This is a genomic window from Nonomuraea sp. NPDC049625 (assembly GCF_040675285.1).
GTDB lineage: Bacteria > Actinomycetota > Actinomycetes > Streptosporangiales > Streptosporangiaceae > Nonomuraea > Nonomuraea angiospora_A.
The window spans coordinates 299,325-313,381 of the sequence record NZ_JBFAOQ010000012.1; the positions used below are offsets into that span (position 1 = coordinate 299,325).

Consider the following 14,057-nt stretch of genomic DNA (forward strand, 5'->3'; position numbering starts at 1 on the left):
GTTGATCCGAACGGGTTCGGCTGAAGGTTGTTCAGGTCTTGTTGCCGGTGAACCGCGTGCGCACGGCTGGCGGGTCCGCTCAGGTGAGGAGTTTCGCGAGCTGGGCCATCTCTGTTGGTGGGTCGATCACCGGCTGGATGAGCAGTTCGTCGATGCCGGCCTGTTCCAGGGTGGTGATGCGGGCGCGGAGGTCGTTGTGGGTGCCGACCAAGGCCAGGGTGTCCATCAGTGAGGGCAGGATCAGGTCCCGGTCCTCCGGTGCGATGCGTTGGAGGTAGTCGGGGTAGAGCTTGGTGTGCCGGTCGGGTGCGGTGGCGGTGGTGCCGCGCCGGTCGAGGAGTCGCCGTACCGCCTCGCGTTCCTCGGGGCCGAGTTGGTCGGCGAAAGCGTGTGCGTCGGCGGCGGTGTCGGCGGCGAAGGCCAGCAGCGACAGGACGATGTGGCCCGTTGCGTCCCGGGCCGCGTCGCCGCGGGGGTCCTCGTCCTCGTCGAGCATGTGCAGCGCGGTGACCACGTAGGAGTCCATGCGGGAGTCGGGGTCGCGTGGCGTGTCGTGGGCGGCGTGGCGGCGGGCGTCATGAAGTGCTTGCCAGGCGGTGGGGTCCAGCAGGCCGAAGGAGATCAGGCCGGTGCCGCGGCGGCCGGCGACGGCGGCGGCCTTCGGTCCTAGCGCGGCCACGACGAACTCGATCGGGTCGGCCGTGTTCGCGTGCGCCCCGGTGTGCAGGAATCGGACATTGCGGACTCGGTCGCCTTCGCGGTACTCGATGGTGCGTCCGGCGCACAGGTTCTGCAGTGCGGTGGTGAAGGTCTCCATCGTGGCTGCTGTGGTCGGCCGCATGCCCAGGGTGCGCCGGGCGGTGTTTCCGGTGCCGATCCCGCAGATGATCCGGCCTGGTGCCAGGGCGTTGAGGCTGGCGAACGCGCTCGCGGCGGCCGGGGCCGAGCGCAGCGCCGGTGAGGTCACGCCGATGCCGAGCCTGATGCGGCTGGTGGCCTTCGCGCACAGTGCCAGGGCGATGAAGGGGTCGCCGTGGACCATCGGGGTGTCGTTGAGCCAGAAACTGTGCAGGCCCAACTCCTCGGCCTGTACAGCGAGGTCCTCCACGCCGGGGTGTGCGGTGACCACGACGCCTGCACGCATCAAAACCTCCAAGGCGCGAAGAATCGAACGTACTCAGCCTGACACCCGACGGTGGATCGAGCACGTCGAGGTCGATCGGACAGTCGGCACCGAGCGGTTGCGGGTGTCGTTCAGCGACATCGAAGGTGGAACCCGATAACTCAACCTGAACATCGACAAAAGGTTCAACTGCAACCGACAGCCTGTTCGATACCGCCACCGCTGTGTCGGCCCGGCCATCGGCGGCCCGTAGAACGGCATCCGCTGCGGCCAGGCGGGCGTGACTGACGTCTGCTCAGGCACGCTGAAGTGATCATTCTGGCTTGTAGGCCCGCAGGCGGGCGGACAGGGCGGCGGCCTGGGTGCGGCGTTGCATGTTGAGCTTGGCCAGCAGGTTGGAGACGTAGTTCTTGACCGTCTTCTCAGCCAGGAACAGTCGTTCGCCGATCTGCCGGTTGGTCAGGCCTTCGCCGATCAGGTCGAGGATGTGGCGTTCCTGTTCCGTCAGCGCGGCGAGGGGGTCCTTGCGGGCGGCCTGGTCGCGCAGGCGTTGCAGCATGGCGGCGGTGGTCTGCGGGTCGAGCAGGGACTGTCCCGAGGCGACCGTGCGTACGGCGCCGACCAGGTCGGAGCCGTGGATCTGCTTGAGCACATACCCGGACGCCCCGGCCATCACCGCGTCGAACAGCGCGTCGTCGTCGGCGAACGACGTCAGCATCAGGCACGCCAGCCCGGGCACCCGGGAACGGACCTCTCGGCACACGTCGACGCCGTTGCCATCCGGTAACCGCACGTCCAGCACCGCGACGTCGGGCTTGAGCGCGGGGATGCGGGCGATGGCCGACTCGGCCGAGCCGGCCTCGCCGATGACCTCGATGTCGTCCTCGGAGTCCAGCAAGGCGGCGACCCCGCGCCGTACGACCTCATGGTCGTCAAGGAGAAACACACGAATCATGCGCCCGACGCTAGTCACACGATCCACGATCGCAAAGAGGCCAAAGTCCCTAGCCGGGCGCACCCGAGGCGCTCGATCGTCGAGGGTGGCGCACGCCATGCCGCGGTGGGCGTACGAGACCGGCCGCTACACCGAAGGGGGCGGGCGGATGCGTGCCAGCACCCGCTTCCGGGCTGGGCCGGTCACGTAGGCGACCTCCTCACGGGCGCATCGCGCTGCGGCGGCGGAAGTCCGGAGAAGAAGCGGCAAGAAGGGACGTTGGACCCTATTCCTGGCCTCGCCCGTACAGCAGGCTGTCGCGGTGAACTACAGGACGACAGGCGGTCTGCTGGTCCCTGCCACTGTCCCCGGGTGAGGGCGTGCGGCGCCTGGGCTCGTCATCGTCGCGCGGGTCCCGGCGGCCGGCGACGACGGCGACCGGCCGTTCGACGCCGCTCTCGTCCATGATCCGGGTGGCCCTGACGTCGGAGGCCGGACTCCGTTTCCCGTGGCGCCGCTATCCAAGGCGGCCTGGGGACCCCGGGAACGGAGGGTAGGAAGCGTTTTTGTGGGATGCCAGACTGATCGATATGGAAAGCGAGCACCGTCCGTTGATGCCGCACATGCGGCTCGATGAGCTGCTGGCCGAGCTGCAGGTAAGGCTCAACGCCGTGCTGGCCACCCGGGACCGGGTGCACGCGCTGCTCGAGGCCGTCGTGTCCGTGGGCAGCGACCTCGACCTGGAAACGGTGCTGCGGCGCATCGTGGAGACCGCGACCAAGCTGGTCGACGCCGGCTACGGCGCGCTCGGCGTGGTGGGCCAGGAGAACACCCTCATCCAGTTCATCCCGGTCGGGCTGAGCGAGGAGGAGATCGCTCGCATCGAGCACTGGCCGCATGGGCTCGGCCTGCTCGGGTTACTGATCAAGGACGCCCGGCCGCTGCGGCTGCGCCGCATCTCGGATCACCCGGAGTCGTACGGCTTCCCGGCCGGCCACCCGCCGATGGGCACCTTCCTCGGTGTCCCCGTACGGGTGCGCGACGAGGTGTTCGGCAACCTCTACCTGACCGAGAAGCGCGGCGGTGGCGAGTTCGACGAGGAGGACGAGGCGATCGTGATCGCGCTGGCCACCGCGGCCGGCGTCGCCGTCGAGAACGCCCGCCTGTACGAGGAGTCGCGGCGGCGCGAGACCTGGCTGCAGGCCTCTTCGGAGGTGACCACGAGCCTGCTGTCCGGCGCCGAACCGGGTCAGGTGCTCGCCGTGGTGGCCGCCCGCGCCCGCCAGATGAGTGACGCCGACCTCGTCCAGGTGCTGCTGCCGGACCCGGCCGGCGACTCGCTGCGTGCGCAGGTCGTGGAAGGAGAGGGTGCCGAGGAAGTGCTGGGAACCGCCTTCGAGATGTCGGCCACGCTCGCCGGCGACGTGTTCGCCCAGGGGGAGCCGCTGACCGACGCGGACCTGCAGAGCGCTCCCAACCTGGACCCGCCGCTGCGGCGGCTGGGCTACGGCCCCGGGCTCATGATCCCGCTCGGCGCCCCGCCGAAGGTGCGCGGGGTGCTCGCGCTGGCCAAGCGGGACGGGCGGCTGCCGTTCAGCGCCGCGGACCGGCAGATGCTGCATGCCTTCGCGGGCCAGGCGGCGATCGCCCTGGAACTGGCCGAGGCGCGCCGGGACGCCGAGCGGCTCGGCCTGCTGGAGGACCGCGACCGGATCGCCAAGGACCTGCACGATGTGGTGATCCAGCGGTTGTTCGCGACCGCGATGACGTTCATGAGCACGGTGCGGCTGGTGGACCATCCGGAGGCGGCCAAACGGCTGCAGCGTGGCATCGACGAGCTGGACGAGACGATCAGGCAGATCCGCTCGTCCATCTTCGCCCTCCAGGTCTCCCACGACCAGGCCGCGCCCAGCCTGCGAGGACAGATCGTGGACCTGGTGGAGGGCGCCGGAAGCCATCTGGGGTTCATGCCGGGCCTGCGGATGGAAGGTCAGATCGACACGCTGGTGCCCGAAGGCGTCGCCGAGCAGCTGCTGGCCGTCCTGCGCGAGGCCCTGTCCAATGTCGTACGGCACTCCCACGCCACCCGCGCCGAGGTCTCGGCCGAGGTGTCGAGAGACGGCGTCACCCTCGTGGTCTCCGACAACGGCGTCGGCCTGGGGGAGGGCGGACGCCGGAGCGGCCTGCGCAACATCGAGGAACGGGCAGGCCGCCTGGGCGGCGCCGCCGAGCTGGAGAGCCCGGGCCCGGACGGGAAAGGCACGCGGCTACGCTGGCATGTCCCTCTGTGAGATCACTGGTGAGGTCGGTCGGGTCGGATCGCCTTGGTGATGCGGGTGCGCACGGAGCGCAGGGCCTGCCGGAGTTCGGCCGGTTCGATGTCGGTGATGTCGGCGTCGAAGGTGAGGAGCAGTCCTGCCAGTCCTGGCCATGACCATGCGCCGAGGGTGAGCCGGCACGTGGTTTCGGTGACGTACCCGACTGTTGATCCGCCGGGGGCGAACCGGGCGACGGTGGAGGCGGGCAGGTCGAGGATGGCTGAGCCGCGGCATGGCCATTCGGCGGCGGCGTCTCCGCGGTCGTGTGCGGTCATGACGAAGGCGACGGGATCGCCGTGCGGGATGTCCCGTCGGTCGAAGGGGGTGTGCGTGGGCATGTGTGGTTCGATGCGATCCATGCGCATCGCGCGCCATCGGTCCGCCTCCGGGTCGAAGGCGACCAGGTACCAGCGTGCGGCCCAGACCACGAGGTCGTGCGGCTCCAGCGTGAGCGTGACGGGTTCGCCGTCACCGGTGTAGTCCACGCGAACGAGGTGTTGCCGGTTGATCGCGCTGCCGACGGCGCGGACGATCTCGGCGTCGATCGGTGGCGCGGGAAACTCCCAGTAGTTGCGGGCCGTAAGGACGGTGAACGCTTCGGCGTGCACGCGGCTGCGCGCGGGCATCGCCTGGTGCAGCGTGGCGAGAGCACGGGCCGCGTTCTCGCGGATGCCGGAGAGGACCGTCGGCACGGTCTGGAGCGCGACGGCCGTGGCGACGGCCTGGTCCTCATCGAACACGACCGGCGGCAGGCGGGTAGCGCGACCGAGCCGATATCCGCCACCCGCTCCGCGGACGGCCTCGATCTCGTACCCGAGGTCCCGGAGCGTGTCGATATCGCGACGCACGGTTCTCGCAGACGTTCCGAGCCGGGTGGCGAGCTCCTCGGCGGTCAGGGTCGCGCCGATCCCGAAGATGGACAGCAGCTTGAGCGTCCGCGCGGAGGTGGCAGCCATGATTATCCGATTCTCCCACCGATAGCGGTCACTCGATGGCAACTATGCCCGCCATGGTGACCGGTATGACCGATTCACCGAGCCCCCGAGAGGGCATTCTCACCTCTGAGGCATCTCCGACGGGCGCGACCATGGCGCTGTTGGTGGTGCTCTTCGGTTCCTTCATGGACCTTCTCGACGCGACGATCGTCACCGTCGCGGCCCCGGCGATAGCCCAGGACCTGGGCGCCGGCGACGCTCAGATCCAGTGGACGATCGCCGCCTACACCCTCGCACTGGGCGCGGGCCTGATCACCGGGGGACGGCTCGGTGATCAGTACGGCCGCAAGCGGCTGTTCATGATCGGGCTGGCCGGGTTCATGGTCACCTCGGCGCTGTGCGCGCTGGCCGTCGATCCGGGGACGCTCATCGGCATGCGGGCCGGGCAGGGACTGACCGCCGGGATCATGGTCCCGCAGGTGTTCGGGATCATCCGGGCGTCATTCGCTCCGGGCGAGCGTGCCAAGGCGTTCGGCGCCTACGGAGCGGTCCAGGGCCTCGCCTCGGTCGCCGGCCCGCTGCTGGGCGGGCTGCTCGTCGACATCGACCTGTTCGACCTGGGCTGGCGCACGATCTTCTGGATCAACGTGCCCGTCTCGATCCTGGCGCTCATCATCGGCGCGAAGGTCCTGCCGGAGTCCCGTTCCGCCTCGACCGCGCGACCGGACCTCCCCGGCGCGCTCCTCGCGGCCACGGGCATCCTTCTCCTGCTGCTGCCGATCATCCAGACCGAGACATGGGGATGGACCTGGGCCGGCTCCGCCCTCCTCGCAGCCGGAATCATCGTGCTCGCGATCTTCCTCGCCCACGAGCGCCGCCTCACCAGACGCGGGGACGAACCTGTCTTCGACCCGGCCCTGCTGAGAATCCGCGCCTTCGCCGTCGGCCTGAGCGCCTCGGTGCTCTTCTTCGGCGGCATCGGGTCGTACTTCCTCACCCTCTCGGTCTACCTCCAGAACGGAACCGGCCGAACCGCATGGGAGACCGGCCTGGTGATCCTCCCGTACGCGCTCGGCTCGATCATCACCTCCGGCCTCGGCGTCGCGCTCGCCGCCAAGGCGGGCAGAACGCTCCTGATCGCCGGCTCGCTCACCATCGCGGCCTCCCAGCTCGTCCTGTGGTACATCGTCAAGGACGGCAACGATCCCGGATACTGGCTCCTCGCCCTCGCGCTCTTCATCGGTGGCCTCGGGCTCGGTCTCGCCGCACCCATTCTCGTCAACGTCGTCCTCGCCGGAGTCCCCGGACGCAACGCGGGCGCCGCGGGCGGGGTCCTCTCCACCGTCAACCAGATCGGCGGCGCCGTCGGCATCGCCGTGCTCGGCACGATCTTCTTCACTTCCGTCACCGATTCGGCCACCGGAGCACCGGTGCTGCCCGACTACGGTCACGCGCTCAGCATCGTCCTGATCGCCTCCGCCGCGCTTTACCTGATCACGGCGCTCGTGATGCTGGCACTCCCGAAAGCCGCGCACGCCTCTGCCGGACCGAGGTGAGCCGAACGCTCGGTCATGGACGCGGACGGCGGCGGCCCAGGCCGCATGACAACCGGTTACACCCGGGCGAGCTGGGCGGCCGTGATGGGACGCAGGCTGTCGAGGAGCGCGAACAGCTCCTGAGGGGTCAAGGCCATGCCGGAAGCCTGGACCAGAGCGCTCCCGTGCCAGGCGAACGCCGCGACCTCCCCGCTCGAGTCCTCACGAATCCACCGGTCACCCTCTGACGGGGTGCAGGAGACGCCGTCTGTGCCCCATCTGACGACAGGGAACGGCGAGCCGCACGCGGTCTTCGGCGTGGCGGCCGTGGCAGGACGGAGGAAAACCTGGACCTCCGTCCGGTTCGGGCGCGTGTACTCGAGCAGGATCGCCGTCCCGTCCTCCTCGCCGGTCCACAGCTCGGCTCGCATGATGGAGTAGCCCGGCATCTCCGGTGCGAGCAGCGGGATGCCCGACCGCCGGAAGGCCAGGGCCTCCTGCCACTCGTTCAGCGGATCCCGCACCTGGCCCGAGATCACGTGCACCGACAACAGCACGCCGGTGACCGTGATCGCGGCCCACCGGTCACGGGCCCACCACGCTGCCGCCACGTACCCGAGCACCCCGGCGACGACCCACACCCCAGTGGTCCACATCTCGTCGAAGCCGAAGAGGTAGAAGTCGGGGATGACCTGCATCAGCGCCGACCCCAGCACGGGCGTCGCGATCGGCCCGGCGACCGCCACGGCACCCCAGCGCGGCATCCGCAGCAGCGCCGCGCCCGCCGCACCGATCGGGAAAGGAACCAAGAGCATCAGCGCACTGTTCAGCATCGTGCCGAGTTCGTGCTCCTGTGCGATCGTATCGGCGTAGATCAAGGCCACGACCGCCCCGACCATGAGCCCTATCACTGCGCCTTTCAGCGATCTCATAACGCAGCATCCCACCACGAAACGCGGACAACCCGCAGCCGCGCCTGCTGGGGCACTGTGGGACTGGGCTCACGACGCTGCGGTCTCGATCGCGTCACCTGGCGCGCACTCGCACGGTGGGCGAGCCGCTTGTCACACAGGTGATCAGGTCAGGATGGAGAATCGTTGATCAAGATCGAAGATCCTGAGGAGGCGGAAGACGCGATCGGGAACATGGGACAGATGCAGCTGTCCGCCGACGTCTCGGGCCTTGCTATCGGCCCGGATGAGCGCTGTGAGTCCTGACGCGTCCATGAACGAAACGTCGCCCAGGTCGACCTCGGTGGTCGAGCTCGGGCCGTTCATCGTGTCGAAGAGCAGCTCCTGCAGTGGCAGCGCCGCAGCCAGGTCGACCTCTCCGCTGACCATGATCTTCGCGGAGCCGCTCACCGCCTGCTCGGAAAGTTGGAAATGTTCCATATGTAGGCCTGGATTGGCATGTTTCCCGTTCATATCCGCCTCCAGCCGGATCCCCCTCGCTCCATGCTGTCGGGGCTCCGGCGGCCGCAGTAGGGCCGAAAGTCCCGGTCCTTGTCCTCCGATGGTCCTCTGGGATGGCGGTTGACCAGGGCGGATGTGGACGACGAAGAGATCGTGGGCGATACGGCCCGCGCTCACTGCCGATCATCAGGGGCGGGACGGGTACGGGAGACGAGTGCGACACCGAGCTGGGCCCGCTGGTGCGCGCGTTCACCTATGACCAAGCCGGTAGAGGGACGGCCAGGGCCCGGACCGCGTCCTCGTCGACCTCCACGCCCAGGCCGGGACCGGAGGGCACGTGAGCGGTCCCGTCGCTGATCACGACGTCTGGACCGCGTACGTAAGGTGATCGGACGAACTGGGGGCCGTTGAGGTCGGCCGGGTGGGTGATGCCGAACGCCGCGAACAGATGGAGGGAGGCCGCCAGGCCCACGGCGGAGTCCGTGAGACCGGAGCCGACAAGGCCGATGCCGCTGTCCTCGGCCAGTGAGCAGAGGCGGCGGGACAGCAGGAGGCCGCCGGTTCGCTGGACCTTGGCCACGGCCAGGTCGAGGGCGCCGAGACGGATGAAGGTGGCCAGGTCGGACGGGTGGACCAGGCTTTCGTCGAGGGCGATCGGGATCGGGCTCCGGTCGCGCAGCCGGCTCAGGCCGATCGGGTCGTTGGCCCGGAGCGGCTGTTCGAGCAGGCTGACCGCCAGCGGCTCGATGCGGCGTGCCAGGCGGAGGGCCTGGTCGAGGGTGTAGGCCTGGTTGGCGTCGACCCAGAGCGGCGCGTCGGGCGCGCGGGCGCGGACCGCTGCCACGCGTTCGGCGTCGTGTTCGGGCGAAGAGATGCCCACCTTCGTCTTGAACGCCCGATATCCGGCCGCCAGGCCCTCTTCCGTCTCCTTGGCCGCCGATCCGGGGTCGGGGCCCGACACGATCCAGGCCAGGGGGATCTCGTCAACCCGGCGCTGGCCCCAGAGCTCGCCGATGGAGACGCCCAGGGCCCGGCCGACGAGATCGTGCAGGGCCACGTCGACCGCCGCCTTGGCCAACGGGGCGCCGAGGGTGTATCCGGGACTGATGGCCCGCTCGAAGAGGCGGATCGCGCCGTCGAGGTCCCAGACCGGATGGCCGACCAGGGCCGGGGCCAGGTATCCGCGGATGGTCGAGACGATGCTCTCTGTCGTCTCGTAGGTCCAGGTCGGGGCCGGAGTGGCTTCGCCCCACCCGGCCAGGCCGTCCGCGCCGACGCGGACCAGGACGCGGGCATGCGCGCCGCCCGCGCGGGTGACGGTGCCACCGGAGATCTTGAGGTCGCGGAGCGCGGGCAGGTGCAGGACGAAGCATTCGACCGAATCCACGGTCATTCTCGGGCCGGGCACTTTCCTCCTTTGAAAAGGAATGAATTCATTCCATGAAGTCGCACTTCAGAGGGGGTGATAGGACAGGAGGAAATCACGAAATAAACGGCTGGACAACTCTTGACCGTCTCTTTCTGCTCAGGCATGATTCCGGCCATGACACCGCCGATCGGATCAAATTCATTCTCTCAGGGAATGAAATCGGAAAAGGTGGCGGCCGCACTGCGGGAGCGGATCGCCGACGAGGGCTGGTCCGTCGGCAGCCGGCTGCCGACGGAGCGGGAGCTGGCCGCGACCTTCGGCGTCGGGGTCAACACCGTCCGTCGGGCGGTGGGGATCCTCGTGGACGAAGGCGTCGTGGTGCGGCGGCAGGGTTCGGGCACCTACGTGGCGAGCCGGCCCGCGCCGACGGGCCGCAGGCTCATCGGCGTGCTCGTCCCCTCGACCTCGTACTACTACCCGCGGGTCATCGAAGGCATCGAGCGGGCGCTGACCGCGGCCGGCGCCGGAGTCATTCTTGCCAGCTCCGAGAATCAACCCGGCCTGGAGCACGCCCAGACCCGCAGGCTTCTCGACAGCGGAGTCGAGGGGCTCATCCTCGTGCCGAACCTGAACGTCATGGACGACCCTCAGGCGCACATCGAGGCCCTGCGCAAACTGCCCGTCCCATACGTGCTGGTCGAACGCCGTCCGACGGTGCTGGAGCCGGACGACCCGACCTCCTACGTCGTCACCAACCATGTCGGCGGCGTCCACGCCGCGGTCCGGCACCTGGTCGGGCTCGGCCACTCCAGGATCGGCTTCGTCGGGCGGGTCAGAACGGGGACGGCCGACGTCGTCACCGATGGATTCGAGCGCGCGATCCGGGCCTTGGGCGTCGAACGGGTCGCCGAGGCGGTCGTCAGGCGCACGGAGTGGCCGGCCGAGGAACTGTTCGCCTTCGCCCGGGACTGCCGCGACCACCGCGTGAGCGCCGTGTTCTGCCATGGCGACCGCGACGCCGCGTCGCTCGTCGTCCAGGCGCGCAGGCTCGGCCTGCGGGTGCCGGAGGACCTGGCGCTCGTCGCCTACGACGATGACGTCGTCGACCTGACCGACCCTCCGCTCACCGCCGTGGCCCCGCCGAAGCCGGAGGTCGGAGCGCTGGCCGCGGAGCTGCTCCTGCGCCGCATCGACGACCCCGCCGCCCCGGCCCACCGGATCGAACTGCAGCCCCGGCTGGTCGTGCGAGGGTCCTGCGGCGGGACCCCCACGACTCCTTAACCACCCAGAACGACCTTTTCGTCGCCTCAGACGACGCGTCACCCCACGGAGAGCAGGTACCCCCATGCCTGAAAGAGAACGTTCCAAAATCGCCGCGCTCGGGACGGCCCTGATCCTGACCCTGACCACAACCGCGGCCTGCGGCGGAGGCGGCGACGAGACGGCCGGCGGCAAGGTCGCCCTGACGCTGGGCTACTACGCCGAAGTCGGCGGCCCCGCGGACGGCCTGATGCGCAAGCTGGTCGACCAGTTCACCAAGGCCAACCCCGGCATCGAGGTGAAGATCGAGTCCGCCGACTACGACCAGTTCTACAAGCGCCTGCGCACCCAGCTCGCCGGCGGCCAGGCACCCGACGTATGGCTGTCCGACGGCGTCCTCGTCCAGGAGTTCAGCGGCCGCAACAGCCTGCGCGACCTCACCGCGTACGCCTCCGACATCAACCCCGCCGACTACTACGGCATCGACATCATCAAGAAGGGCGACCCGCGGGGACGGCTGTTCGGCTTCCCGCAGGGCGCCCAGTCCACCGCGCTGTTCTACAACAAGGCGATCTTCGCCAAGGCCGGGGTGGAGCCGCCGACCGCGGACTGGACCTACGACGACCTCCTCGCCGCGGCCAAGAAGCTCACCCAGGACACCAACGGCGACGGCAAGACCGACATCTACGGCTTCCGCGCCTACTCGCCCAGTTTCGTGGAGAGCTGGTGGCCGATGGTCAAGGCCTTCGGCGGTGACGTCCTCGCCGACGACGGGAGGATCGCGATCGACAGCCCGCAGAGCCGCGACGCCCTCACCTGGATGAACAGGGCGATGCATGAGGAGAAAGTCGCCCCCGACCCGGTGACCACCGAGGCCCTGGGCAAGTCCCAGATCCTGTTCCCGAGCGGCATCGTGGCGATGCAGTTCGGCATCTACGCCCGGATCCAGACCGCGGCCCAGGGCAAGATCGACATGGGGGTCGTACCGCTGCCGAAGGGGCCGAACGGGCAGCGCGGCGACCTCGCCAACATCAACTCCTGGGTGGTCAACCGCGCCTCGTCCGAGCCCAAGGCCGCGGCCGCCTGGAAGTGGATCAAGTTCTTCGCCGGCGAGGGGCCGCAGGCCGCGTGGATGTCCACCGGCGAGGCCATCCCGATCAACAAGAAGGTCGCGCAGACCCCGGCGTTCCTCAACCCCGGCACGCCTCCCACCGACCGCAAGCCCTTCACCGACGCCCTCGCGGACGCCGATGACATCGGCCTGAGCCCGGTGTGGAGCGAGTACACCGCCGCGATCACCAAACAGGTCACCAGCGCGCTGTCGAAGCAGACCGGGATCGAGGACGCGCTGAAGACCGCGCAGACCGACGCCCAGGCTGTCGTCGACCGGTTCAAGCCGGCCGGATGACCCGGCACGTCAAGGAACGGGAAGGGGGCGAGAAGTGACGATCACGACCGGATCCGGAAAGGTCGCCGAGAGGTTGTGGGCGAGCCTGTTCGCCTCCCCCTACCTGGCCCACCTCGTCCTGCTCACGGCCTGGCCCGTGCTGGCCCTGAGCTATCTCAGCTTCACCGACTACGACACCGTCTCCCCGCCGAACTGGATCGGCCTGGACAACTACGCCAGGCTGCTGAAGGACGAGTACTTCTGGAACAGCCTGCTCAACACGGGCCTGTTCGCCCTCCTGTACGTGCCGGCGCAGACGGTCCTGGCGCTGGTCCTGGCCGCCGGCCTCAACCAGCGGTTGACGTTCATGCCGTTGCTGCGCGGCGCCTATTTCGTCCCGGTCGTCTCGTCCTGGGTGGTCATCGCCTACGTCGCCGACGCGGTGTTCAACCCGCGCACCGGTTCGGCCAACACCGTCCTCGGCTGGTTCGGCGTCGACCCGCAGAACTGGCTCGACAGCCCCGCGCTGGTCATCCCGACCCTCGCCCTGGTGGCGGTCTGGAAGGGCGTCGGCTACATGATGGTGCTCTTCCTGGCCGGGTTGCAGTCCATTCCGAAGTCGCTGTACGAGGCCGCCGAGATGGACGGCGCCGGGCCCGTCCGCCGCTTCCTGCACATCACCGTGCCGGCCGTGTCCGGGACGACGTTCCTGGTCCTGGTGCTGTCGACGATCTCGGTCCTTCAGGCCTTCGAGCAGGTCTACGTCATGACGGGCGGCGGGCCGGGCGATGCCAGCGAGGTGACCGTCCTGTACATGTACCGGCAGGGCTTCGAGTACTTCCAGATGGGCTATGCGGCCGCGGTCGCCTGGGTGCTGTTCGGCATCACCCTCGTCCTCACCCTCGTCCAGCTCTGGCTGCAGCGGAAGTGGGTGCATTATGCCTAGCCGCGCTCTCAAACGCCGGGTGCGGCCCGGCCGCCTGCTGGCCTACGTGTTCGTCGTCTCCGGCGCCGCGATCATGCTGCTGCCGTTCGTGACGTCCCTGTTCAACTCGCTCAAGTCCTACGCCGACTTCATCGCCATCCCGCCGACGCTGCTGCCCGACCCGCCGGTCTGGTCGAACTACACCGACGTGTGGGCCCGGGCCCCATTCGCGTCGTACGCGATCAACAGCTTCGTCATCGCGGGACTGGCGACGGCCGGGGCCGTGATCAGCAGCGCGATGGTCGGGCACGCGATGGCCCGCATGCGCCTGCCGCTGCGCGACGCCCTGCTGACCGCCGCGCTCGCCACGCTCATGCTGCCGACGGTGGTGACGATCATCCCGACGTTCATCATGTTCCGCGAATTCGGCTGGCTGGACACCTTCCTGCCGCTGATCGTCCCGTTCTGGCTCGCCACCCCCTTCGGGATCTTCCTGATGCGCCAGGCGTTCCTGGCCATCCCCGCCGACTTCATGGAGGCCGCCGCCCTCGACGGTGCCGGCCTCTGGAAGATCTTCACGCGGATCCACCTGCCGCTGGTCAAGCCGTCCCTGGCGACGCTCGCCGTCTTCACCTTCATGACGTCCTGGGGCGCGGTCCTCGAACCGACGGTCTACCTGATCTCCCCGGAGAAGCTGACCCTCCCCATCGGGGTGATGGGCCTGCGCGGTCAGTTCGTCGGCAACGACCAACTGGTGACCGCCGGAGCCCTGATGTCGCTCGTCCCGATCCTCGTGGTCTTCATCGTCGCCCAGCGCTACTTCGTGCGCGGCGCGGCGGCCTCCGGCCTCAAGGGCTGA

Annotated in this window: 12 protein-coding genes; 6 read left to right on the top strand and 6 right to left on the bottom strand. The window is 69.0% G+C overall.

Features of this window, described 5'->3' with window-relative positions; genetic code table 11:
- Window positions 1-79: 79 nt before the first annotated feature.
- Window positions 80-1,144 (bottom strand): LLM class flavin-dependent oxidoreductase, encoded by a 1,065-nt coding sequence (locus AB0J87_RS42010; protein WP_363975687.1) that lies wholly within the window; start codon window positions 1,142-1,144, stop codon window positions 80-82.
- Between the two features lie 292 nt (window positions 1,145-1,436).
- Window positions 1,437-2,078: a response regulator transcription factor gene (locus AB0J87_RS42015; RefSeq protein ID WP_350735980.1), complete on the bottom strand. Its 642-nt coding sequence runs from the start codon at window positions 2,076-2,078 to the stop codon at window positions 1,437-1,439.
- 593 nt (window positions 2,079-2,671) lie between these two features.
- Between AB0J87_RS42015 and AB0J87_RS42020 the strand changes: the two genes are divergently transcribed.
- Window positions 2,672-4,348 (top strand): GAF domain-containing protein, encoded by a 1,677-nt coding sequence (locus tag AB0J87_RS42020; protein WP_363975691.1) that lies wholly within the window; start codon window positions 2,672-2,674, stop codon window positions 4,346-4,348.
- Window positions 4,349-4,350: 2 nt separating this feature from the next.
- Here AB0J87_RS42020 and AB0J87_RS42025 read toward each other — a convergent pair whose 3' ends face one another.
- On the bottom strand, window positions 4,351-5,331 hold the full coding sequence (locus tag AB0J87_RS42025; protein WP_363975694.1) for a WYL domain-containing protein: 981 nt from the start codon (window positions 5,329-5,331) through the stop codon (window positions 4,351-4,353).
- A 131-nt stretch (window positions 5,332-5,462) separates the two neighbouring features.
- On the opposite strand from AB0J87_RS42025, the gene AB0J87_RS42030 reads away from it, so the two are divergent.
- A complete protein-coding gene (locus AB0J87_RS42030; protein ID WP_363975697.1) occupies window positions 5,463-6,866 on the top strand; it encodes an MFS transporter in 1,404 nt (467 codons plus the stop codon).
- A gap of 56 nt (window positions 6,867-6,922) precedes the next feature.
- Here AB0J87_RS42030 and AB0J87_RS42035 read toward each other — a convergent pair whose 3' ends face one another.
- The 3 genes from AB0J87_RS42035 to AB0J87_RS42045 all read right to left on the bottom strand — a co-directional run bounded on the left by AB0J87_RS42035 (window position 6,923) and on the right by AB0J87_RS42045 (window position 9,650).
- Window positions 6,923-7,660 (bottom strand): hypothetical protein, encoded by a 738-nt coding sequence (locus AB0J87_RS42035; RefSeq protein WP_363975700.1) that lies wholly within the window; start codon window positions 7,658-7,660, stop codon window positions 6,923-6,925.
- Between the two features lie 261 nt (window positions 7,661-7,921).
- The gene (locus AB0J87_RS42040; RefSeq protein WP_363975703.1) at window positions 7,922-8,269 is read right to left on the bottom strand and encodes an STAS domain-containing protein; all 348 of its coding nucleotides are present in this window, start codon (window positions 8,267-8,269) and stop codon (window positions 7,922-7,924) included.
- 241 nt (window positions 8,270-8,510) lie between these two features.
- The gene (locus AB0J87_RS42045) at window positions 8,511-9,650 is read right to left on the bottom strand and encodes an enolase C-terminal domain-like protein (protein ID WP_363975706.1); all 1,140 of its coding nucleotides are present in this window, start codon (window positions 9,648-9,650) and stop codon (window positions 8,511-8,513) included.
- A 189-nt stretch (window positions 9,651-9,839) separates the two neighbouring features.
- Between AB0J87_RS42045 and AB0J87_RS42050 the strand changes: the two genes are divergently transcribed.
- The 4 genes from AB0J87_RS42050 to AB0J87_RS42065 all read left to right on the top strand — a co-directional run bounded on the left by AB0J87_RS42050 (window position 9,840) and on the right by AB0J87_RS42065 (window position 14,057).
- Entirely contained in the window at window positions 9,840-10,907 is a 1,068-nt protein-coding gene (locus AB0J87_RS42050) for a GntR family transcriptional regulator (protein WP_363975709.1), read from the top strand.
- A gap of 64 nt (window positions 10,908-10,971) precedes the next feature.
- Complete coding sequence (locus AB0J87_RS42055) at window positions 10,972-12,294, top strand: sugar ABC transporter substrate-binding protein (RefSeq protein WP_363975712.1); 1,323 nt, start codon at window positions 10,972-10,974, stop codon at window positions 12,292-12,294.
- Between the two features lie 34 nt (window positions 12,295-12,328).
- On the top strand, window positions 12,329-13,219 hold the full coding sequence (locus AB0J87_RS42060; protein ID WP_363975715.1) for a sugar ABC transporter permease: 891 nt from the start codon (window positions 12,329-12,331) through the stop codon (window positions 13,217-13,219).
- Window positions 13,212-14,057 carry a carbohydrate ABC transporter permease gene (locus AB0J87_RS42065; RefSeq protein ID WP_363975718.1) on the top strand — a complete coding sequence of 282 codons (846 nt, stop codon included), beginning with the start codon at window positions 13,212-13,214 and terminating at the stop codon, window positions 14,055-14,057. The genes AB0J87_RS42060 and AB0J87_RS42065 overlap by 8 nt, the downstream gene beginning before the upstream one ends.

Bases quoted from the DNA above. Each gene is read 5' to 3' on its own strand.
- AB0J87_RS42045 (WP_363975706.1), bottom strand. From the start codon at position 9,650: ATGACCGTGGATTCGGTCGAATGCTTCGTCCTGCACCTGCCCGCGCTC.
- AB0J87_RS42050 (WP_363975709.1), top strand. From the start codon at position 9,840: ATGAAATCGGAAAAGGTGGCGGCCGCACTGCGGGAGCGGATCGCCGAC.
- AB0J87_RS42030 (WP_363975697.1), top strand. From the start codon at position 5,463: ATGGCGCTGTTGGTGGTGCTCTTCGGTTCCTTCATGGACCTTCTCGAC.
- AB0J87_RS42035 (WP_363975700.1), bottom strand. From the start codon at position 7,660: ATGCTCTTGGTTCCTTTCCCGATCGGTGCGGCGGGCGCGGCGCTGCTG.
- AB0J87_RS42065 (WP_363975718.1), top strand. From the start codon at position 13,212: ATGCCTAGCCGCGCTCTCAAACGCCGGGTGCGGCCCGGCCGCCTGCTG.
- AB0J87_RS42015 (WP_350735980.1), bottom strand. From the start codon at position 2,078: ATGATTCGTGTGTTTCTCCTTGACGACCATGAGGTCGTACGGCGCGGG.
- AB0J87_RS42055 (WP_363975712.1), top strand. From the start codon at position 10,972: ATGCCTGAAAGAGAACGTTCCAAAATCGCCGCGCTCGGGACGGCCCTG.
- AB0J87_RS42040 (WP_363975703.1), bottom strand. From the start codon at position 8,269: ATGAACGGGAAACATGCCAATCCAGGCCTACATATGGAACATTTCCAA.
- AB0J87_RS42010 (WP_363975687.1), bottom strand. From the start codon at position 1,144: ATGCGTGCAGGCGTCGTGGTCACCGCACACCCCGGCGTGGAGGACCTC.
- AB0J87_RS42025 (WP_363975694.1), bottom strand. From the start codon at position 5,331: ATGGCTGCCACCTCCGCGCGGACGCTCAAGCTGCTGTCCATCTTCGGG.
- AB0J87_RS42020 (WP_363975691.1), top strand. From the start codon at position 2,672: ATGCCGCACATGCGGCTCGATGAGCTGCTGGCCGAGCTGCAGGTAAGG.